Here is a 20,125-nt window from a genome sequence, read left to right as displayed (position 1 = left end):
ATTGTTTGCCTTTTTAAGATTAAGTTCATCAATATATATCTAAAGATCGATCTATATGGAATTCAAATTTACAAAATCATTTTAAAAAGAAGAATTATCTTTGTTAAATGTATCTTAATAAACAAAACGCACAAAACGAACTTTCATTGCTTTTGCCAAATTTTGCGGACAAATCTTTTTTACTTGCAATAAGCGGCGGCGCAGATTCGATGGTTTTGGCAAACTTGTTTTTAGCTTTAAATTTAAACTTTCAAATCGCACATATTAATTACAAACTTCGAGGTGAAGAATCTGATCTTGATGAAAAAATTGTTTTTAAATTTTGTTTAAAAAATAACGTCAAATTTCATTTATATAAAGTTTCGGAAATTGATAAAAAACCGGAAAATTCCGTTCAACTTTGGGCAAGAAATTTGAGATATGAGTATTTTAATAAAATTAAATCTGAAGAAAATCTCCATTTCATAGTAACTGCGCATCATTTGAATGATGAACTGGAAACTTTTATTATCAATCTTTCGCGTGCTTCCGGTTTAAAAGGTTTGAGTGGAATTCCGAAAAATGAGAATGAGATTTTACGTCCACTTTTAAAATTTAGCAAAGAAGAAATCTACAAATTTGCGAAGGAAAATAATATTGAATTTCGCGAAGATACAAGCAATCAAAAATCAGATTATTTGCGAAATTTTATTAGAAATGAAATCACGCCTCAACTTTTAAAAACCAACGAAAGTTTTCTGGAAAATTTTAGCAAAAGTTTAACGTATTTAAATGATTCAAAAGATTTTATTTCAACAGAAATTGAAAATAAACGAAAAAATTTAAGCCAAAAAATTAATTCTAAAATCATTTTTAACAAAGAAAAACTTGATAAAGAATCGGATTTTGTAAAATTTGAATTGTTGAAAACTTATGGTTTTGATGATGCAAACGAAATTTCAAAGATTTTTAAATCCGAAAACAGTAGTTTATTTTATTCTAAAGGTCATCAACTTCAAATTGCCAGAAATGAATTAATTATTGAAAAAATTAATTTAGAAAAAGAAGATTTTAAAGAAATCCTTTTGCCTGAAATCAGTCAAATCTATTTAAAATATTTTCTTCTTTCTGACAATTTTAACAACGAGATCTGGAAAATAGATTTAGAAAAAATAAAATTGCCTTTAAAAATAAGGGAAGTAAAAAGAGATGACCTGCTTTTTCCGATTGGAATGATAGGCAAAAAGAAGGTTTCTAAAGTAATAAAGGAATTAAAATTATCTACTTTTGACGAAGAAAAAATTAAAATTTTATCAGATTCTAAAGATCAGGTTCTAGGAATTTTACCTTATCGGCAAGATTCCAGATTTGTAGCCAATGAAAATCTCAAAAATTTTATTGAAATCATTTTCTAAAAACACTAATTCTAAAACAAAAAAAATGTCAAAATTTACCAGACTTTTCCTTCTAACTTTATCACTTTTATTAGTTTCAAATTTAAGCAAAGCACAAATTTATCCAACTGCAAATGAGGTGAAACCATTATTGATCGGTCAAAAATTAGCCGATGCAACACTTCAGAACATCAATGGAAAAGATGTCAACCTGCAATCTTTAATTTCTCAGAAACCTTCTGTGGTCGTGTTTTACCGCGGAGGTTGGTGTCCGTATTGCAATGCGCAACTTTCTGGTCTGGCGCAAATCGAAAAAGAAGTTACAGATTTAGGCTATCAAATTATAGCGATCAGTCCGGAAAATTTCCAAAATATTCCTGATGTTGCGAAAAAAGATAAAGTGTCTTACACGCTTCTTTCTGATAAAGGTGCAGAATTAATTCAAAAAACGGGAATTGCCTTTAAAATGCCGGAAAACTATGAAACCATGCTTTCAAGTAAAGTAAAAGGTGGATTAACGCCGATTTTGCCGGTTGCTTCTGTATTTTTCCTAAATAAATCTGGCGAGATCACTTTTGAGTATATTAATCCGGATTATAAACACAGACTTTCCGGCGAAATGCTTTTAGCCGTATTGAAAACATTAAAATAGACCTACAATTAGATTTGCTTTAAATACCTTTGCACGTCCTTTTAAAAAATAAAAATGAAAAAACTTTTTTTCTTCCTACTTGTCATCTTTACGCAATTTTTATCGGCGCAGATAAAAGATCCTTTAAAGTTTAAATATAACATCACTGATCTTGGAAATAACCAGTATGAAGCAGTTTTAACGGCATCTATTGAAAAAGGATGGCATATTTATTCTAAAGATTTACCAGAAGATTCTGGTATTCCGACAGAGATGAAATTATCTTCCTCAGCAGGAATTGATCTTATCGGAAAAGTAATCGAAGTCGGCAAAAAGCACGACGAATTTTCTGAGGCTTTCGGGACGAGAATTGTTTTTTACTCGGATCAGGTTTTATTTAAACAAAAATTTAAGTTAAAAAATCCCGCAAAAGAAGCCAATGTTTCTGCGGAAATCACTTATCAAATTTGTAATGACAAAGTTTGTCTGGCACCAAATACTTTAGAATTTCAAAAATCTGTTGCGGCGAATGCAACCGTAGTTACAACTGAAAATTCAGAAGTTACACCGGAAAATTCTGATGTTCTTACGACTTTAACGAAAGATTCAACCGTTGAAAAAAGAATGCAAACTGCAACTGCAATTTCTTCAGGAGTTCCAGATTTAAAAGTTTCGACTTTAGATTTTAAAAATCCTTTGACGGATTGTGGCGTGGCTCAAACCCAACAAAATTCTGAAAATTACTGGAAATATTTGCTTCTTGGTTTCATTGGTGGTTTGGTTGCTTTATTGACGCCGTGCGTTTTCCCGATGATTCCTTTGACGGTTTCTTTCTTTACAAAAGGGATGAAAGATAAAGCAAAAGGTAAAAGAGACGCATTTATTTATGGCTTTTTTATCCTTTTAATTTTTGTTTTATTGAGCGTACCGTTTCATATAATTGACGGAATTGCCGGAAATGTTTTTAATCAAATTTCCACAAGTGTTTGGTTAAACATTGCTTTCTTCATCATATTTATATTTTTTGCCGGAAGTTTTTTCGGTTACTACGATATAACTTTACCAAGTTCCATTGCCAATAAATCTTCAAAAGCAGAAGACGCCGGCGGAATTATAGGAATATTTTTCATGGCTTTAACTTTAGTAATTGTCTCATTTTCCTGCACAGGTCCAATTTTAGGAAGTTTGCTTGGAAGCGCCGTAACAGGTTCTACCAATGTTCCAATGTTATTGACTTTTGCTTTAGCCGGTTTCGGTTTGGCTTGGGCCATAATTTTCGGACTTTTAGCATTATTCCCTCAAGCCTTACAATCTTTGCCAAAATCTGGCGGCTGGATGAATACGGTGAAAGTTTTTCTAGGTTTTATAGAATTAGGTTTAGCCTTAAAATTTTTATCAAAAGCAGATTTAGTAACTAAAACTTTTTTACTTAAAAGAGAATTGTTTATTGCGATTTGGATCGTGATTACGATTGGTTTGGTTCTATATTTATTCGGCATCATTAAATTTCCGCATGATGATAAAAAACCTAAAATATCTTTGGGTAGAAAATTATTAGGCGTTGCCGGGATTGCTTTTGTGATTTATTTAGTTCAAGGATTAATTCCTGGTGACAGACCGAAACTGCAATTGCTAAGCGGGATTTTACCACCTTTAAATGTGAGTTATTTCCACGATGAAAAAGACGGTATTCTCGGAATGCATCCGGAAAATGACTATTTCAAAGCCATTGAATTAGCAAAAAAAGAAAACAAACCAGTGTTGATAGATTTCACGGGTTATGGTTGTGAAAACTGCCGAAAAATGGAGGAATTTGTTTGGTCACAAGATGATATTTTACCAATCTTACAGAATGATTTAGTTTTAGCGTCCGTTTATGTGGACGACAAGGAAGAATTGCCATTGGATCAGCAAATTAAAATTGATATGGGAAATGGTCAGTTTAAAAAAGTGAAAACAATTGGTGATAAATGGAGTTTGTTTCAGCAGATCAATTTTAATAATAATTCCCAGCCGCATTATGTTTTGGTCACGCCGGATGGAAAAGTGATCAATCCGCCGGTTTCCGGTTATATGTCGAAAGATGATTTTAAAAAATTCCTGAATTGTGGAATTGATTATTTTAAGAAAAATAAATAGAAATTTATTTTAAATTTTAAAGTTTTGATTATTTCTAATCAAAGCTTTTTTTATGCAATACATTTAAGCTTTTACGATTAATTTACTTTAAATTGAAAACAGGCATCACTTTTGTAACAAATTTTTCAAATAATTATCATTATTTAATCTAATTTACACAATCCTTAAATATTTAAATTTTAAAATTATGGAAAATATTGCCACAAACGAACAAAAAGGAAAACGCTCATTAAGTAAAAAACAAATTCGTGTTGATATGACGCCGATGGTGGATCTGGGTTTTTTATTAATTACATTTTTTATGTTTACCACCAACTTCTCGAAACCAAATGTGATGGATCTCCGTTATCCACCAAAAAATCCTGATCATATCGAGGTTGACATTGATTTCAGAAATCAAGTGACATTTATTATTGGGGAAAATAACCGGGTGTTTTATTACCAAAAAGATTTGAATAATTTAAATGCAAATGATATTTACGAAACATCTTTTGATGGAAATAAAATTTCAAAAATTATTTCAGATTTTAAAAATACTGCACCAAAAAAAAGAATATTTCACTGTAATTTTAAAACCTACGGATGATGCAAATTATAAAAATTTCGTTGATATGCTGGATAATATGGCGATTACAAAAAGCGAAAGATATGGAATTGGAGAAATAAAACCTCTGGAAAAAAAGTTATACGAAAACAAAATCAAATAATATAGCTAAAAAAAACAGCCTGATTTGGCTGTTTTTTTTGTTGCAAAAAAAAATATTTATTATTTATTATTTAATGCTTCAATGTTTTCTGCATTCGTTCCATTGGTAACATCAGTGATTCCGTTTTCTTTTAAAATTTCGATTGCTTGTCCGCTACGATGACCGGTTCTGCAAAATGTAATAATATTTTCTTTTCCTTTAAACTCTGAAATTCGTGCCTGCAAATCTTCCAAAGGAATATTCACAGCACCTTTTACACTTCCTTGTGCAAATTCCGCCGGAGTTCTGACATCTACCAGAAAAGGATTTTTATCTAACTTTTGCTCCAAAGTTGCCGTGGAATTTATGGTATTATTTTCAATTGGTTTGGCAGCTGGCTCACAGTTTACGATGAATAAAAGTAAAAATGCAACGATTATATTTTTCATTTTAATTAAATTTTATTTGATCTGCAATTTACAAAAATTGAATTTTAGATTTTTATCTCATTTTGTTTAAAAATAATTAAAGAATAAATTTCAACAACCGCCACGAATGATTAATTTTATTAAAATTTTTAAATGAAACTATTTCTCTATCTAATTCTATTTTTTACAATTTTTTCCTGTAATAAAAACGCAGGTCCAAAAGATTCTGAAACAAAAATCGATTCTTTAAATAAATAATTGCAAAGAAAAACGACAGTATTACAAAAATTAACAATACTAATTTCTACACCGACTGGAGTGGAAAACATAAACTCACACACAATAATATTTCAAAAAATGGCGAAATCTCTTTTGAAAAAACAGGTAAAGACGAATATAAAGTTGTGGGAAGTATCAATGCAGGAAAAAATAGTTTAAAAATTAATGGAACTATGAAATTAGTTTCTGAAGATTACATGAATCTGGACGGTGAAATTATCCAAAAAATCGCGCAAGATGGAAAGCAATTTACACGAAAAGAAAATAATACTTTCAAAAAAGAAGGAAAGGTGTGGCGCTTACAAAATAAAGTGAATGGTTCAGGCTTTGTAGATTACATCGATATTTACAAATAGTATGTTACATTTTGAAATTACTGGAAACGGCAAAGAAAACTTAGTTCTACTTCACGGTTTTATGGAAAATTCTAAAATCTGGAAATTTCTCGAACCTCATCTTTCCGAAAAATTTACAGTTATAAAAATCGATCTTCCCGGACATGGAAAATCTGAAAATAATTCAGAAATTCTAAGCATGGAAATGATGGCAAGAGAAGTCGTAAAAGTAATTTCTGAATTAAATTTAGAAAAAATTCATCTTTTGGGACATTCGATGGGCGGTTATGTTTCGCTCGCTTTTGCAGAATTATTTCCCCAAAAATTAAAGAGTTTGACTTTGTTTTTCTCGACTTATATAGCGGACGAAGAAGATAAAAAAGAACAGCGCAGAAAAAGTTTTAGAATTATAAAAGATGCTTTTAAACATTATGTAAACGCAGGAATACCGAATTTGTTTAATCCAAACGAGAAAGACATTCTTGAAGGAAAAATTAATTTTGCTAAAGAAATTGCGTTTTCAACAAACAATCTTGGCGCTTTGGCAGCCGTCAAAGGAATGATCGAAAGAACTGATAAATTGGAAATTTTGAAAAATCTTGACGCAAAAATTTTAATTATTTCCGGGAAACATGATTCTGCAGTAAATTCTGAAAAAACCTTGAAAAATCTGCCAGATCAAACAAACATAAAATCTTATGTTTTAGATTGCGGACACATGGGACAACTCGAAAAACCTGAAATTTGCGCAGCAATTATTAATACAGAATTACTGCATCATTTGCCAAAACATTTGGTTTTTTGATTTTTTTAAACACAAAGAACACAGAGATTTTTTCACTAAGGACACAGAGATAAATATTAAAAATAATCTGTGAAATCTGTGCGCCAGTATTTTGCTCACAGATTTCACAGATTTCCACAGATAGGTAAATCGCGTTAAATTTTATTTCGGCATTACTTTATAATCAGGATCTTCTAAAATATTAACTTCAATTAAACTGTCTGCATTCTGTAAGAGATTTCTGCAATCTCTGATCAAATGTTTTAAATGGATTTTTTTATCCAATTTTTTGTAGCGTTCTGTCAATTTATTTAAAGCTTCAATGGCCGACATATCTGCAACGCGACTTTCTTTAAAATCAATTATAATTTCATTCGGATCGTCCTGAACATCAAATTTTTCTGAAAAAGTCTGTGTTGAACCAAAAAATAAAGGACCGTAAATTTCGTAATGTTTCACGCCATTTTCATCTAAATATTTCCTTGCACGAATTCGCTTTGCATTATCCCAGGCAAAAACTAATGCCGATATGATTACGCCAATTATCACCGCTAAAGCCAAATTGTGAAGGAAAACAGTAATTAAAGTAACTACAACCATTACAAAAATATCCGATCTAGGCATTTTCGTAAATACTTTAAAGCTCGCCCATTCAAATGTTCCGATTGCAACCATAATCATTAAACCTGTTAACGCAGCAACGGGAACTTTCTCAATCAACGAACTTCCAAACATGATGAAAACCAACAACATGACACTTGCCACAATTCCGGAAAGTCTTGCACGCGCGCCGTTTGAAACGTTAATTAAACTTTGACCGATCATTGCGCAACCACCCATTCCAGAGAAAAATCCGGAAAAAATATTGGCTGCACCTTGCGCTAAAGCTTCACGATTTCCATTTCCTGTGGATTCTGTTAATTCATCAACAATATTTAAAGTCAATAAACTTTCTATTAAACCAACTCCTGCAACAATGACTGCGTAAGGAAAAACGATTTGTAAAGTTTCGAAATTAAAAGGCAAATCAGGAATATGAAAAGGTGGAAAAGTGCCTTTAATGGAAGCAAGATCACCGACAGTTTTTGTTGGAATATTTAAGAAAAAAACCAAACCAAAAACTACCAAAATTGCTGTTAAAGATGCAGGAAATGCTTTCGTATATTTTGGCATTTGCCAGATGATCAACATCGTTAAAAGTACCAAACCTAAAATGCTATAAAGTGGAATTCCGCTTAGCCAATTCCCGGAAACGTCTTTAAAGGAAACCAATTGCGACATAAAAATCACGATTGCCAAACCATTTACAAAACCATAAATGACGGATTGCGGCACAAGACGGATCAATTTTCCCAATTTTAAAAGTCCGGCTAAAAACTGAATTATTCCCGCTAAAATAACGGTTGCAAAAATATATTCTACACCGTGCGTTTTTGCCAAAGCCACAATCACAATAGCAACTGCGCCCGTTGCGCCGGAGATCATTCCGGGTCTTCCGCCAAAAATCGAGGTGACAAATCCCATCATGAATGCGGCGTAAAGTCCTGTTAAAGGGGAAAGTCCTGCAATAAAAGCAAATGCAACTGCTTCTGGAATAAGCGCCAAAGCAACCGTTAAACCAGAAAGAATTTCAGTTTTGTAATCTACTTTCTGTTTAAAATTAAATAAATTTATAATTGGATTCATTAAATTATTTTAAATGATAAATCCACTTTTACGTGGATTTATTTTAGTTGAAGAGTTTTTTTTAACCTCATTAAAAACATTTTAAAATGTCATAAATTCAGCATTTTGTGCTAAATATTTTCTTTTTCTAAGATCTGCTTAAATTCATTAATAGCAATTTCCAAAGTGTCGTCATATCTACCACCAGCTGCGTTGATATGTCCGCCACCGTTGAAATATTTCCGGGAAAACTGGTTGACATCAGTATCATCTTTACTGCGGAAAGAAATTTTAATAAAATCTTCATAAAGATCTTCCGTAAAAAACGCCGACACTTTTGTGCCTTTTATGCTCAAACCGTAATTCACAAATCCTTCCGTATCACCTTTTTGGTAACCTAAATTTTTTAATTCTTCCCGGGTTAAACTCATAATTGCCACTTCCCCATTTTGAACAGTTTCAACTCTTCCAAGAACCAAAGCCAATAGATGCAGGCGGGAAATAGAATTTGTATCCCAGGTATTTGAAGAAATCATTGCCGGATCTGCGCCTTTATTGATTAATTTTCCGATAATTTCGTGGGTTAAAGCACTTGTAGAACGGTATCTGAAACCGCCGGTGTCTGTCATAATTCCGGTGTAAAGACATTCTGCAACATCTTTGTCAACAAACTCTTCCTCGCCAAGCGCTTCAATAAATTGGTAGATCATTTGAGAAGTTGCCGGTACCTCTGTATCAGAATAAACAAAATCAAATTGATCCGGTTGCTGATGGTGATCAATCAGGATTTTCTTTGCCCAAGATTTCGTGAGCCAATCGCCTAAACTGCCAATTCTCGCCGCCGTATTAAAATCCAGACAAAAGATAACATCTGCATGATAAATCGCTTCACCCGCCTTTTTTCTTTTATAATCTGCAATAACGACATCTTTTGAATTTGGCATCCATTTTAGAAATTTCGGAAAATCATTTGGTACCAAAACCGTGGCTTCAATACCTTTATTTTTTAAAAAGTTTTTTAAACCTAAAGAGGAACCAATTGCGTCTCCATCGGGATTATGATGGGTAATGATGACAATATTTTTATCCGGAGATAATAATTTTTTTATATCTAAAATTTCTTGTAGACTGAACATTATTCAAATTTTTTTTGGAGGATACAAAGATAGATTTTCTAAAAAGAAAACTTGATAGGACTTATAGCAAATTGAGGTTTCTGTTAAATTTATTGAAACTAAAATTGTATAAACTATCAAGAAACGACAAAGTTGAAAAAAGCGTAAATTCGCAGCCCGACTTTAGTGAAAATCCTTTTTGCCTGAATAAACTTTTCGATTTATAAAAACTTTTCGAAGTAAAAAGATTGGGAACGGAAGGCGGAAATGTCTGCCCAAAAAATTTCAGAAATTTTTAGAATAAAAAGTGAGATTTGGTTTGTAGATTTTAAAAATATTTATATATTTGCAATCTGAAAAATAAGATATAGTTTTTACTTAAAAATATTAGCAATGCCAAAAAGAACCTTCCAACCATCCGAAAGAAAGAAAAGAAACAAACACGGTTTCCGTGAAAGAATGTCTACACCAAACGGTAGAAGAGTTTTAGCTGCAAGACGTGCCAAAGGCAGAAGAAGTCTTACAGTTTCTTCCCAACGTGCAAAAAGATAATCCTTTTTAAAAATATTATAAAATGCCTGAAAACTTTTTCAGGCATTTTTTGTTGTTAAAATTTGCTAAAATTTAGGCATTGCATTACATTTTATCTATTTTTGAAAGCTATTAAAATATAGAATCTTAATTTTCACCTATGCCACACAGAAACGAAGACGGAGCAAGTATCATTAATCTGAATAATGCTAAAATTGTTCAGAAAAACTTCACGGTTTTAAGCGATGTCAATCTGCATATCCAAAGAGGGCGTTTTTGCTATTTGATCGGAAAAACCGGTTCTGGCAAAAGTTCACTTTTGAAAGTGCTTTATGGTCATCTTCCGTTGAAAGTAGGAAGCGGCGATGTTGCAGGTTTTAAACTTGAAACACTTCGCGCGGGCGACGTCCCAAATCTTCGCCGAAAATTAGGCATTGTTTTCCAGGATTTTCAGCTCTTAACAGACAGAAATATCGAGAAAAATCTAAAATTTGTTTTAGAAGCAACCGGCTGGAATGAAAAAGCAAAAATCGATGAACGCATTGATGAAGTTTTGGCCAGCGTAGGAATGAAAACTAAAAAGCACAAAATGCCACATCAGCTTTCTGGTGGGGAACAGCAAAGGATTGCGATTGCGAGAGCGCTTTTAAATCATCCGCAATTGATCTTAGCAGATGAGCCGACAGGAAACCTTGATCCGGAAACTTCTAACGATATTATGACTCTATTGAAACGCGTCGCGCTGGAAAATAATTGCGCTGTTGTGATGGCAACACATGATTATCACATGATCCAGAATTTCCCTGGAGAAGCAATAAAATGTGAAGATGGAAAAGTGTCGATCATGAATACGGCAGAATTATTTGAGTAAAATAAATTTCTGCAGATAATTTGAAAATCATTTAAACAAATGAAAATCTTTCGTGATTTCTAAATATTGGTCTGAGAATTTTCTCGGACTTTTTTCTATAATAAATTCAGAAATTTCTGTTAAAGTTATTTCTTTTTTAAATTCTAAAATAACGCGTTTTGTCTTCAAATCCTGCCGACCGAAAATATTTATTTTTTTAGATAAATAAAGAGAATTATTTAAAGCTTCGATTTCAAAATTTTCTGCACTGTCAAAAGGAATAATAACACTAAAAATTCCATTATCATTTAAATGATATGCAGAATTTTCTATTAGTTGCGAGAAATTTAAATGAATTTTTTGCCGAGCGATTTCATCTTTATCACTTTGCGGCGTTGCCTCAAAATAGGGCGGATTACAGATAATTAAATTAAACTTATTCTCTGATTTAAAGTCATTAAAATCCATATTTTCAGCAGAAATTCTGGAAAAATACGGTGAATTTTTAAAATTTATAGCGGAAAGTTGTGATGCTTTTTTATTTATGTCAATTGCCTTTATTTTCGCATCCAAATTTCTTTGCGCAAGCATTAAGGAAATAATTCCCGTTCCGCTGCCGATTTCTAAAATATTTTTATGATTTTCCGCTGAAGATAGTGCACCCAATAAAACTGCGTCAGTTCCTACACGAAACACTTCATCATCTTGAAGAATACTAAATCTTTTAAATTGAAAAGGTTTCAAATTTTAAACATTGACAGGGAATGTAACTGTAAAACGGCTTCCCCGATCTTCATCTGAAGTTACCACAAGATCTCCACCATATTCTAACACCATTTTTTTTGCCATTGTAAGACCTAATCCCATTCCTGTATTTTTTGAAGTAAAATTAGGTTCAAATATTTTATCGATCATTGTCGCAGGAATTCCGCGACCATTATCTTCAACCGTAATATTAATTCTCTTATTGATCTGCTCCAGATCGACGTTTATAATTGATTTTCTATCGTCAACTTTATCCTGAACAGCATTTGTAACCAAATTAATAATAATTCTTGAAAGATAAATTTTGTCAATCTTTAACTCAATATTTGTTTGATTAGCGTGGATATAAATATTTTCGTCACTAAAAATATAGAGAATTTCTTTTACCTGTTGATTTAGATTTATGACTTCATCATTTTTATCCGGCAATTGTGCAAATTGAGAAAATGCCGTCGCAACAGAAGCTACAAGATCAATTTGTGAAACCATGGACTGGCTCATTTTTTTTACCTTTTCGTGAATATCAGGATCCTCACAATCAAATTTTCTCTCAAAATTTTGAATGGTGAGTTTCATTGGCGTTAATGGATTTTTCACCTCATGCGCAACTTGTTTAGCCATACTGCGCCACGCGTCTTCTTTTTCGATAGCACTCAAATGCTCTTTTTGATTCTGTATCTGCAAGATCATTTTATTGTAAGATTTTACCAAAGAACTAAGTTCATCATTTTGAAAATATTTAATTGGTTTGAGCTCTTTTTCAAATAAAGTGATCTGTGTGATCAAATCAGAAAATTTGGTCAACGTGCCTGTCAATTGTTTAGACATGACCAGACTCAACCAAACACTAAATGAAATCAATAGAACATTTAGAATGATGAAAAAATTAAGATATTTATTAAAAAGTTCGAAATAGCTGCCGTCACTATGATAAAAAGGTAAATAAACTATCGCGATCGGAACCAACATGTTGTTTTTTAAAACCAGATAAGATGAAGTAACATTAGATTTGTTTTTTTCATCATAACTTTCAATATCAACGCGCTTATCCTTTCTTAAAACTTTATTTAGAATACCGAGCGGCAGTTTTTTTTGCAGAATAAGATTTTCATCTTTATTGGAAAGTAAATAATCGCCCTGAAGATCATAAAGAATAACGTCGTGCTTATTAATATCGGAAATTTCGTAAATTTTATTTTCTAAAACATTTTTTAAATCACCGGTTTGTACCTGCTGATGACTTACCGCATAATCCAGATACGCCATCGAAGCTTCGGACTGGATCTGCAATTGTGTTCTGCTCTGTTTTATTGAATTTGATTTTAAAACAAAATATGAAAGAGCACTTGTTCCCATAATACTCAAAAGGCAAATCGTTAAAAATGCCCAAAAAATCCTGTTTCGAAAGCTGTAACCTTTATATTTTGTTAGCGGCATGATCCCTTTGCATTAATTTAGTAATGTATTTCCCAATAATATCAAATTCTAAATTGACTTCACTGCCAATTTTTAAATTTTTCATATTGGTAAATTCCCAGGTGTATGGAATAATGGCGACGGAAAAATCATTATCATTACTTTCTGCGACTGTCAGGCTAATTCCATTCACTGTGATGGAACCTTGCGGAACCGTTACAAATTTGGAATTTTCATCCATTTTAAAAGTAATGAAATAACTGCCGTCCCGGTTTTGAATATTGCTTACAATTGCCGTTTCATCCACGTGTCCCTGAACTAAATGTCCGTCAAGTCTGCCTTCAAATTTTAAACAGCGTTCCAGATTGACTTCAGAACCAACTTCCCATTCTTTTAAACTCGTTTTTATTAAAGTTTCATCAATCGCCGTTACTTTATATTTATCGCCATTTATCTCAACAACAGTCAGGCAACAGCCATTATGGGCCAGACTTTGATCAATTTTTAATTCATTTGTAAAATCACACGACAGCGTAAAATCAATATTACTCCCATTTCGCTCAATATTTTGAACTTTACCCGTTCCTTCAATAATTCCTGTGAACATTTATTCTTTTTTTTAGAAGCACCACGTTTTATGCCATTATCCAAAACTCTACCCGTGTTCCGCTATATCTTTTTTTTCAAGAAAATTTTTTCAGGAAAGAAAACCATGAAATAAAAAAAAGGATGCCGCTTCACCCGGGGCTAAAAGTTCATTTACTTCTTTTTTTCAAAGGACAATGCAAACCTGAAGTGCTAAATTAATTTTGTTAAATTTGTACTCTTAAAATACAACTTCAAAGATAAATAAATGAGTTCTAAACATCATAAAATAAGAGTAGGGATTTCAATTGGTGATTTCAATGGCATTGGCCCGGAAATCATTATGAAAGCTTTGAAGGACAAAAGTATCACAGATTTTTTTACGCCCATTATTTTTGCTTCAGGCAAATTATTTACTTATCAGAAAAACATTTTCAAACTTCAGGTAAACTTCAATTACATTGATGATGTAAAAGATGCCGTGAACGGAAAAATTAATATGGTCAATCTTTGGAAAGATAACGTCAATGTTAATTTTGGTATTCCTACTGAAGAATCCACAAAAATGGCGATCGATTCTTTAGAAGCCGCAACAGAAGCACTTTTAAATAAGGAAATTGATATTTTGGTAACGGCGCCAATAAACAAAGACGAAATGTTGAAATTAGGTTTTCAGCACGCAGGTCACACAGGATATCTGGAAGAAAAAGCAGGCAAAAAAGGCGTTATGTTTTTGGTGACGGAAGATTTAAAAGTCGCTGTTTCCACCCATCACATTCCAGTTTCTGAGGTTGCACAAAACATTTCTAAAGAAAATATTAAAAAACAGATCAAAATATTAAACCAGACTTTAATAGAAGATTTTTGCGTTGAAAGACCAAAAATCGCAGTTTTAGGTTTAAATCCGCACGCAGGCGACGGCGGCGCAATCGGTAAAGAAGAAATAGAAATTATTACACCAGCCATTCAGGATCTTTCTGAGAACGGGATTTTAACTTTTGGTCCTTATCCGGCAGATAGTTTTTTTCAACCTTCGACCTACACGAAATTTGACGGGGTTTTAGCAATGTACCACGACCAAGGTTTAGCACCTTTTAAAACAATTGCCTACGAAGATGGCGTTAATTATACCGCTGGTTTGCCATTTATCAGAACTTCGCCAGATCACGGTGTTGCTTATGATATTGCCGGACAAAATATTGCCGATGAACAATCTTTTTCTGAAGCTATTTTCACAGGAATTAAAATTTTTAATAACCGCACAGAATACGCGGAACTTCGTGAAAACAGGCTTCTTATAAAAAAACAACCTTCAGAAAACCGATATCGGGAAGAGCGCTAAATATTTAATTTAATATTTAAATATTTTTAAAGCCTAAAACATTTTGTTATATTAAAAAATTAATTTATTTTTGCAAACCGATTTTATGGACAAATTTAGAAACTACGACATTGCCTTTTCCGGCTTAAAAGATGGAAAGCATGACTTTAGATTTGAAGTAGATCAAGCGTTCTTTAATTTATTTGAGACTGAACAGGAGTTTTCAAACCCAAAAATTTCAGCACATGTTTTCATGGTAAAACACGAGAATTTTTTGGAACTTGAGATCGATGTAGCAGGAACAATTCAGTTGGTTTGTGATATTACCACTACAGATTTTGATTATCAAATTGAGAATCAAATAAAAGTTTTGGTAAAATTTGGAGATAAATATGACGACAGTGATGTTGATGTAATAACGATTCCCAAGCAAGATTACGCTTTCAACGTAGCGCAACTTTTGTATGAAGATATCGTTTTGACGGTTCCGATGAAAAAAGTATCACCAAAACTTTCAGCAGAAGATATTTCGCTGCTTGAGAAGTTTAGTCCGCAAGATGAATTAGAGAAAGAAGAAGAAATAGATCCACGCTGGAACGCGTTGAAAAATTTAAAAAAATAAAAATTAAACAATATAATTTTAAAGTAACATTTAGAATTTAAAATTTACAAAATGGCACATCCTAAAAGAAGACAATCGACCACAAGAAGAGATAAAAGAAGAACGCATTACAAAGCAATCGTTCCTCAAATTGCAAAAGACGCCACTTCTGGTGAGATGCACCTTTACCACAGAGCGCACTGGCATGAAGGTAAATTATACTACAGAGGAAAGGTTGTAGTAGAGAAGGAAGTAGCAACTTCTGACGAAGACTAAAATTTAGTTTTAAGCCAAAAATCATTCAAAACCACTCAAATTTTTACAATTTGAGTGGTTTTTTGTTGTTTTTTGGTGATTTTTACTATCTTTGGCCTATAAACAATATAATTTTTTATGGACATAAAAGACATGCAAAATCTAATAAGATTTGTCGCAAAAGCAGGTGTTTCTGAAGTAAAATACAAAACAAAAGATTTTGAGATCAACATCAAAACTCCTTTGGCAGGAAGTGAGTCAGTTAGCTATATTCCGCAACAGCAAATGTATCAACAAGCGCCTGCACAACAACAGCAAAATTTCGATGCACCAAAAGCGGAGAACGCTTCTGCTGAAAAATCATCTACTGAAGAGGACAGCAAATACATCACTATAAAATCACCAATGATTGGTACTTTTTATAGAAAACCTTCTCCAGATAAAGATCTTTTTGTGAATGTTGGAGATTCCGTTACACCTGAAAAAGTAGTTTGTGTGATAGAAGCAATGAAATTATTTAACCAAATTGAAGCAGAAGTTTCTGGTAAAATTGTTAAAATCCTAGTGGATGACGCTTCACCTGTTGAATATGACCAACCTTTATTTTTAGTAGATCCTTCTTAATATAATTTTAGATTATAGATTATAAATTTTAGATAAACAATCTAAAATAATTTACAAAGTCGTTATCCTGAGCTTGCCGAAGGACAAAATTTAAAATTTAAAATTTCTAAGATGTTTAAAAAAATATTAATAGCAAACCGTGGCGAAATTGCAATGCGTATTTTACGTACTTGTAAAGAGATGGGCATCAAAACTGTTGCTGTCTACTCCACTGCTGATAAAGACAGTTTACACGTTAGATTCGCTGATGAGGCCGTTTGTATCGGTCCACCGTCAAGTAAAGATTCTTATTTAAAAATTCAAAGTATAATTGCTGCTGCGGAAATTACCAATGCTGATGCCATTCATCCTGGTTATGGTTTTCTTTCAGAAAATGCTAATTTTTCCAGAATTTGTGAGAAAAACGGTATTAAATTTATTGGTGCTTCACCTGAGCAGATCGAAAAAATGGGTGATAAGGCAACTGCAAAAAAAACCATGAAAGAAGCGGGTATTCCCTGTGTTCCAGGTTCTGAAGGAATTATAGATACTTACGAAGAAGCCGTGAAAATCGCCGCAGAAACTGGATATCCGGTGATGATCAAAGCAACTGCAGGTGGCGGTGGTAAAGGAATGCGCGCTGTTTGGAAGCCTGAAGACCTAAAAGAACTTTGGGATTCGGCAATTCAGGAAGCAAGTGCTGCTTTTGGAAATGGCGCAATGTATATGGAAAAGTTAATTGAAGAACCACGTCATATCGAAATTCAAATAGCAGGCGATCAATTCGGAAAAGCATGTCATTTATCTGAAAGAGATTGTTCCGTACAGAGAAGAAATCAAAAACTAACTGAAGAAACGCCTTCACCTTTTATGACGGATGAACTTCGTCAAAAAATGGGTGATGCCGCGGTAAAAGCTGCAGAATATATCGCTTATGAAGGCGTTGGAACAATTGAATTTTTAGTTGATAAACACAGGAATTTTTATTTCATGGAAATGAATACAAGAATTCAGGTGGAACACCCAATTACGGAACAGGTTATTGAATATGATTTAATTAGAGAGCAAATTCTTTTAGCTTCCGGAACCGCAATCACTGGTGTAAATCATTTTCCAAGAATGCATTCTATAGAATGTAGAATTAATGCCGAAGATCCTTTCAATGATTTCCGTCCTTCACCAGGAAAAATTACAGAATTAAATATTCCGGGTGGACATGGAATTCGTGTTGACACTCATGTTTATTCAGGGTACACAATTCCATCAAACTACGATTCTATGATTGCTAAGTTGATCACAACAGCCCAGACGCGTGATGAAGCCATTGCAAAAATGCGTCGCGCTTTAGATGAATTTTATATTGAAGGCATAAAAACCACGATTCCTTTTCATCAGCAATTAATGCAAAATGAAGATTATCTAGCCGGAAATTATACAACAAAATTTATGGAAGATTTTGTAATCGATAAAAATTTTGAAAATAATTAGATTTAATAATTAGAGAAAAAGATACTGGAGTTTTAAACATCAGTATTTTTTTTGCCTTAAAATTAATTTGGAAATCCTGGATGCCGTGTAATAGAATTCTAACTTTTCTAAAGCTAACTACTTCGGATAATTATCAGTAAATTTGCAAAAAAGAAACCACTATGTCAGACGTTTTGCAAAAACAAGATTCTCAATATTATATTGAGCAGGAAAATAAATACGGCGCACACAATTACCACCCGCTTCCAGTAGTTTTAGAAAAAGGTGAAGGCGTTTTTGTCTGGGATGTTGAAGGTAAAAAATATTTTGATTTTCTTTCATCTTATTCTGCTGTAAATCAAGGACATTCACATCCGAAAATTGTTCAGGCTTTGATCGATCAGGCGCAAACTCTGGCTTTAACTTCCCGTGCGTTTTACAACAATGCACTTGGTCCTTACGAAAAATTTGTAACCGAATATTTTAGTTTTGACAAAGTTTTGCCAATGAATACGGGTGCTGAAGCGGTAGAAACTGCCATTAAACTTTGCCGTAAATGGGCTTATGAAAAAAATGGGACACCAGAAAATCAAGCTGTAATTGTAGTTTGCGAAGGAAATTTTCACGGTAGAACAACGACAATCATTTCTTTTTCTGATGATGATAATGCACGCGATAATTTTGGACCTTACACAAGCGGATTTGTAAGCATTCCTTATAATGATATCGAGGCTTTAGAACGAGTTGCGAAAGACAAAAACGTCATCGGATTTTTGGTTGAACCAATTCAGGGTGAAGCCGGTGTTTACACGCCAGATGAAGATTTTATTTCAAAAGCGCAGAAAGTTTGTCATGAAAATGGAATGTTATTTATTGCTGACGAAGTTCAAACAGGTATCGCAAGAACAGGAAGTCTCTTAGCAGTTTGTGGAAATTGTAATTGTGAGAATCAATGTGAAAAACAGTCAACTTATACAAAACCTGATATTTTAATTTTAGGAAAGGCTCTTTCTGGTGGCGCTTATCCAGTTTCAGCAGTTTTAGCAGATGATGAAATTATGGAAGTTATCAAACCTGGACAACATGGTTCTACATTTGGTGGAAATCCTATTGCAGCAAAAGTTGCGATCGCCGCGCTGGAAGTTGTCAACGAGGAAAATTTAATTCAAAACGCCAGAAAATTAGGTCATCTTTTTAGAAAAGAGATGAGCCGAATTATCTCTGAAACCGATCTTGTAGTAAAAGTTCGCGGCAAAGGTTTGTTGAATGCAATTATTATTAACGATTCACCAGAAAGTGATACTGCCTGGAATCTTTGTGTAGCAATGAAAGATAACGGTTTATTGGCAAAACCAACACACGGAAATATTATCCGTTTTGCGCCACCTTTGGTCATTACTGAAGAACAGATTTTAGAGTGCGTAAGTATTATTGAGAAAACGCTTAAAGAATTTAAAAAATAATATTTCTAAAAAGATCATACTTTTTGCTATTTAAATTTCTTTAAAAAATTGATCTAATTTAAAATTTTAAATGAATTTTACGAAGGTTTCCGGTTTGATGATCACTTTTAATGAAGAAAAAAACATTAATGATGTTCTAAAATGCTTTTCTTTTTGTGACGAAATTATCATTGTAGATTCCTTTAGTAAAGACAAAACCGTAGAAATTGCACGGCAATTTCCTAAAGTAAAAATCATTGAAAATAAGTTTGAAGATTTTACCAAACAGCGGAATTTAGCTTTAAAAAACGCAAAAAACGACTGGATTTTGTTTCTGGATGGCGATGAGAGAATTTCGCCGGAATTGGAAAATGAAATTATTTTAGAACTTCAAAAAGAAGATAAAAAAGACGCGTATTATTTTTACCGAAAATTTTTCTTTGCTGGCAAACCTGTGAATTTTTCCGGTACACAGAACGACAAAAATTTCAGGCTCTTCCGCAAAAGTAAATGCCACTACGTTGAAGATAAAAAAGTACACGAAACTTTGGAAGTCAACGGTGAAACTGGATTTCTAAAGCATAAATTACTGCATTATTCTGTTGAAGATTATCGATCCTATAAAGATAAAATGATCCATTACGGAAAATTAAAAGGTGAGGAAATATTTATAAAAGGAAAACGTTTTAGTCTTTTAACTCAATATTTAAAAACCGGGTTTAAATTTTTTAAAACTTATTTTTTAAAATTAGGATTTCTAGATGGAAAAGAAGGTTATCAACTGTCTTATCTGCAAAGTTTGAGTGTTTTTGAAACCTATAAATCTTTAAAAAAAGTTGAAAATAAATCTTAAC

Annotated in this window: 20 protein-coding genes and 1 pseudogene; 15 read left to right on the top strand and 6 right to left on the bottom strand. The window is 32.8% G+C overall.

Features of this window, described 5'->3' with window-relative positions; genetic code table 11:
* Window positions 1–107: 107 nt before the first annotated feature.
* The 4 genes and pseudogenes from tilS to BM238_RS11590 all read left to right on the top strand — a co-directional run bounded on the left by tilS (window position 108) and on the right by BM238_RS11590 (window position 4,850).
* Complete coding sequence (tilS, locus tag BM238_RS11605) at window positions 108–1,394, top strand: tRNA lysidine(34) synthetase TilS (protein ID WP_090081137.1); 1,287 nt, start codon at window positions 108–110, stop codon at window positions 1,392–1,394.
* Window positions 1,395–1,419: 25 nt separating this feature from the next.
* Window positions 1,420–2,025 carry a peroxiredoxin-like family protein gene (locus BM238_RS11600; protein ID WP_221404936.1) on the top strand — a complete coding sequence of 202 codons (606 nt, stop codon included), beginning with the start codon at window positions 1,420–1,422 and terminating at the stop codon, window positions 2,023–2,025.
* A gap of 54 nt (window positions 2,026–2,079) precedes the next feature.
* Window positions 2,080–4,143 carry a protein-disulfide reductase DsbD family protein gene (locus BM238_RS11595; RefSeq protein ID WP_090081131.1) on the top strand — a complete coding sequence of 688 codons (2,064 nt, stop codon included), beginning with the start codon at window positions 2,080–2,082 and terminating at the stop codon, window positions 4,141–4,143.
* A gap of 187 nt (window positions 4,144–4,330) precedes the next feature.
* Window positions 4,331–4,850, top strand: a pseudogene (locus BM238_RS11590) (ExbD/TolR family protein).
* Window positions 4,851–4,909: 59 nt separating this feature from the next.
* Here BM238_RS11590 and BM238_RS11585 read toward each other — a convergent pair.
* Window positions 4,910–5,278: a rhodanese-like domain-containing protein gene (locus BM238_RS11585; protein WP_090081128.1), complete on the bottom strand. Its 369-nt coding sequence runs from the start codon at window positions 5,276–5,278 to the stop codon at window positions 4,910–4,912.
* Between the two features lie 431 nt (window positions 5,279–5,709).
* Here BM238_RS11585 and BM238_RS11580 point away from each other — a divergent pair, with 431 nt between their 5' ends.
* The gene (locus tag BM238_RS11580) at window positions 5,710–5,892 is read left to right on the top strand and encodes a hypothetical protein (protein WP_177205464.1); all 183 of its coding nucleotides are present in this window, start codon (window positions 5,710–5,712) and stop codon (window positions 5,890–5,892) included.
* 1 nt (window position 5,893) lies between these two features.
* A complete protein-coding gene (locus BM238_RS11575; protein WP_090081122.1) occupies window positions 5,894–6,676 on the top strand; it encodes an alpha/beta fold hydrolase in 783 nt (260 codons plus the stop codon).
* 141 nt (window positions 6,677–6,817) lie between these two features.
* On the opposite strand, the gene BM238_RS11570 is transcribed toward BM238_RS11575, so the two are convergent.
* Window positions 6,818–8,341 carry a SulP family inorganic anion transporter gene (locus tag BM238_RS11570; protein WP_090081119.1) on the bottom strand — a complete coding sequence of 508 codons (1,524 nt, stop codon included), beginning with the start codon at window positions 8,339–8,341 and terminating at the stop codon, window positions 6,818–6,820.
* A gap of 110 nt (window positions 8,342–8,451) precedes the next feature.
* Window positions 8,452–9,456, bottom strand: a complete 1,005-nt coding sequence (locus BM238_RS11565) for a DHH family phosphoesterase (RefSeq protein ID WP_090081118.1) — start codon at window positions 9,454–9,456, stop codon at window positions 8,452–8,454.
* 372 nt (window positions 9,457–9,828) lie between these two features.
* Here BM238_RS11565 and rpmH point away from each other — a divergent pair, with 372 nt between their 5' ends.
* Together rpmH and BM238_RS11555 are read left to right on the top strand one after the other, a co-directional pair.
* Entirely contained in the window at window positions 9,829–9,987 is a 159-nt protein-coding gene (gene rpmH, locus BM238_RS11560; protein ID WP_090081115.1) for a 50S ribosomal protein L34, read from the top strand.
* A gap of 139 nt (window positions 9,988–10,126) precedes the next feature.
* Window positions 10,127–10,837 carry a cell division ATP-binding protein FtsE gene (locus BM238_RS11555; protein ID WP_090081113.1) on the top strand — a complete coding sequence of 237 codons (711 nt, stop codon included), beginning with the start codon at window positions 10,127–10,129 and terminating at the stop codon, window positions 10,835–10,837.
* 27 nt (window positions 10,838–10,864) lie between these two features.
* Here BM238_RS11555 and BM238_RS11550 read toward each other — a convergent pair whose 3' ends face one another.
* The 3 genes from BM238_RS11550 to BM238_RS11540 are packed head-to-tail and all read right to left on the bottom strand — an operon-like array spanning window position 10,865 to window position 13,604.
* A complete protein-coding gene (locus tag BM238_RS11550; protein ID WP_090081109.1) occupies window positions 10,865–11,560 on the bottom strand; it encodes a tRNA1(Val) (adenine(37)-N6)-methyltransferase in 696 nt (231 codons plus the stop codon).
* A gap of 3 nt (window positions 11,561–11,563) precedes the next feature.
* Entirely contained in the window at window positions 11,564–13,018 is a 1,455-nt protein-coding gene (locus BM238_RS11545) for a sensor histidine kinase (RefSeq protein WP_090081107.1), read from the bottom strand.
* On the bottom strand, window positions 12,999–13,604 hold the full coding sequence (locus BM238_RS11540; protein WP_090081104.1) for a riboflavin synthase: 606 nt from the start codon (window positions 13,602–13,604) through the stop codon (window positions 12,999–13,001). Before BM238_RS11540 ends, BM238_RS11545 begins: the two co-directional genes overlap by 20 nt.
* 246 nt (window positions 13,605–13,850) lie before the next feature.
* Here BM238_RS11540 and pdxA point away from each other — a divergent pair, with 246 nt between their 5' ends.
* The 7 genes from pdxA (at window position 13,851) to BM238_RS11505 (ending at window position 20,124) form a co-directional block, all read left to right on the top strand.
* Window positions 13,851–14,924, top strand: coding sequence for a 4-hydroxythreonine-4-phosphate dehydrogenase PdxA (pdxA, locus tag BM238_RS11535; RefSeq protein ID WP_090081087.1), 1,074 nt, complete (start codon window positions 13,851–13,853; stop codon window positions 14,922–14,924).
* An 85-nt stretch (window positions 14,925–15,009) separates the two neighbouring features.
* A complete protein-coding gene (locus BM238_RS11530; protein WP_090081084.1) occupies window positions 15,010–15,525 on the top strand; it encodes a YceD family protein in 516 nt (171 codons plus the stop codon).
* A 51-nt stretch (window positions 15,526–15,576) separates the two neighbouring features.
* Window positions 15,577–15,780, top strand: coding sequence for a 50S ribosomal protein L32 (gene rpmF / locus BM238_RS11525; protein ID WP_090081082.1), 204 nt, complete (start codon window positions 15,577–15,579; stop codon window positions 15,778–15,780).
* 117 nt (window positions 15,781–15,897) lie between these two features.
* Window positions 15,898–16,383, top strand: a complete 486-nt coding sequence (gene accB, locus BM238_RS11520) for an acetyl-CoA carboxylase biotin carboxyl carrier protein (protein ID WP_090081079.1) — start codon at window positions 15,898–15,900, stop codon at window positions 16,381–16,383.
* Window positions 16,384–16,494: 111 nt separating this feature from the next.
* Window positions 16,495–17,850: an acetyl-CoA carboxylase biotin carboxylase subunit gene (accC, locus tag BM238_RS11515; RefSeq protein ID WP_090081077.1), complete on the top strand. Its 1,356-nt coding sequence runs from the start codon at window positions 16,495–16,497 to the stop codon at window positions 17,848–17,850.
* A 161-nt stretch (window positions 17,851–18,011) separates the two neighbouring features.
* Entirely contained in the window at window positions 18,012–19,292 is a 1,281-nt protein-coding gene (gene rocD / locus BM238_RS11510; RefSeq protein ID WP_090081074.1) for an ornithine--oxo-acid transaminase, read from the top strand.
* 70 nt (window positions 19,293–19,362) lie between these two features.
* Window positions 19,363–20,124, top strand: coding sequence for a glycosyltransferase family 2 protein (locus BM238_RS11505; protein WP_090081071.1), 762 nt, complete (start codon window positions 19,363–19,365; stop codon window positions 20,122–20,124).
* The last annotated feature ends 1 nt before the right edge of the window (window position 20,125 follow it).

Origin of the sequence: Halpernia frigidisoli (genome assembly GCF_900113805.1) — a bacterium.
GTDB lineage: Bacteria > Bacteroidota > Bacteroidia > Flavobacteriales > Weeksellaceae > Halpernia > Halpernia frigidisoli.
Note: the sequence above shows the minus strand (reverse complement) of the source record. Positions and strands in the feature narration are given on the sequence as shown.

Excerpts from the sequence above, each read along its gene's own strand:
- tilS (WP_090081137.1), top strand. The coding sequence starts at position 108 with ATGTATCTTAATAAACAAAACGCACAAAACGAACTTTCATTGCTTTTG.
- BM238_RS11600 (WP_221404936.1), top strand. The coding sequence starts at position 1,420 with ATGTCAAAATTTACCAGACTTTTCCTTCTAACTTTATCACTTTTATTA.
- BM238_RS11595 (WP_090081131.1), top strand. The coding sequence starts at position 2,080 with ATGAAAAAACTTTTTTTCTTCCTACTTGTCATCTTTACGCAATTTTTA.
- BM238_RS11585 (WP_090081128.1), bottom strand. The coding sequence starts at position 5,278 with ATGAAAAATATAATCGTTGCATTTTTACTTTTATTCATCGTAAACTGT.
- BM238_RS11580 (WP_177205464.1), top strand. The coding sequence starts at position 5,710 with ATGAAATTAGTTTCTGAAGATTACATGAATCTGGACGGTGAAATTATC.
- BM238_RS11575 (WP_090081122.1), top strand. The coding sequence starts at position 5,894 with ATGTTACATTTTGAAATTACTGGAAACGGCAAAGAAAACTTAGTTCTA.
- BM238_RS11570 (WP_090081119.1), bottom strand. The coding sequence starts at position 8,341 with ATGAATCCAATTATAAATTTATTTAATTTTAAACAGAAAGTAGATTAC.
- BM238_RS11565 (WP_090081118.1), bottom strand. The coding sequence starts at position 9,456 with ATGTTCAGTCTACAAGAAATTTTAGATATAAAAAAATTATTATCTCCG.
- rpmH (WP_090081115.1), top strand. The coding sequence starts at position 9,829 with ATGCCAAAAAGAACCTTCCAACCATCCGAAAGAAAGAAAAGAAACAAA.
- BM238_RS11555 (WP_090081113.1), top strand. The coding sequence starts at position 10,127 with ATGCCACACAGAAACGAAGACGGAGCAAGTATCATTAATCTGAATAAT.
- BM238_RS11545 (WP_090081107.1), bottom strand. The coding sequence starts at position 13,018 with ATGCCGCTAACAAAATATAAAGGTTACAGCTTTCGAAACAGGATTTTT.
- BM238_RS11540 (WP_090081104.1), bottom strand. The coding sequence starts at position 13,604 with ATGTTCACAGGAATTATTGAAGGAACGGGTAAAGTTCAAAATATTGAG.
- pdxA (WP_090081087.1), top strand. The coding sequence starts at position 13,851 with ATGAGTTCTAAACATCATAAAATAAGAGTAGGGATTTCAATTGGTGAT.
- BM238_RS11530 (WP_090081084.1), top strand. The coding sequence starts at position 15,010 with ATGGACAAATTTAGAAACTACGACATTGCCTTTTCCGGCTTAAAAGAT.
- rpmF (WP_090081082.1), top strand. The coding sequence starts at position 15,577 with ATGGCACATCCTAAAAGAAGACAATCGACCACAAGAAGAGATAAAAGA.
- accB (WP_090081079.1), top strand. The coding sequence starts at position 15,898 with ATGGACATAAAAGACATGCAAAATCTAATAAGATTTGTCGCAAAAGCA.
- accC (WP_090081077.1), top strand. The coding sequence starts at position 16,495 with ATGTTTAAAAAAATATTAATAGCAAACCGTGGCGAAATTGCAATGCGT.
- rocD (WP_090081074.1), top strand. The coding sequence starts at position 18,012 with ATGTCAGACGTTTTGCAAAAACAAGATTCTCAATATTATATTGAGCAG.
- BM238_RS11505 (WP_090081071.1), top strand. The coding sequence starts at position 19,363 with ATGAATTTTACGAAGGTTTCCGGTTTGATGATCACTTTTAATGAAGAA.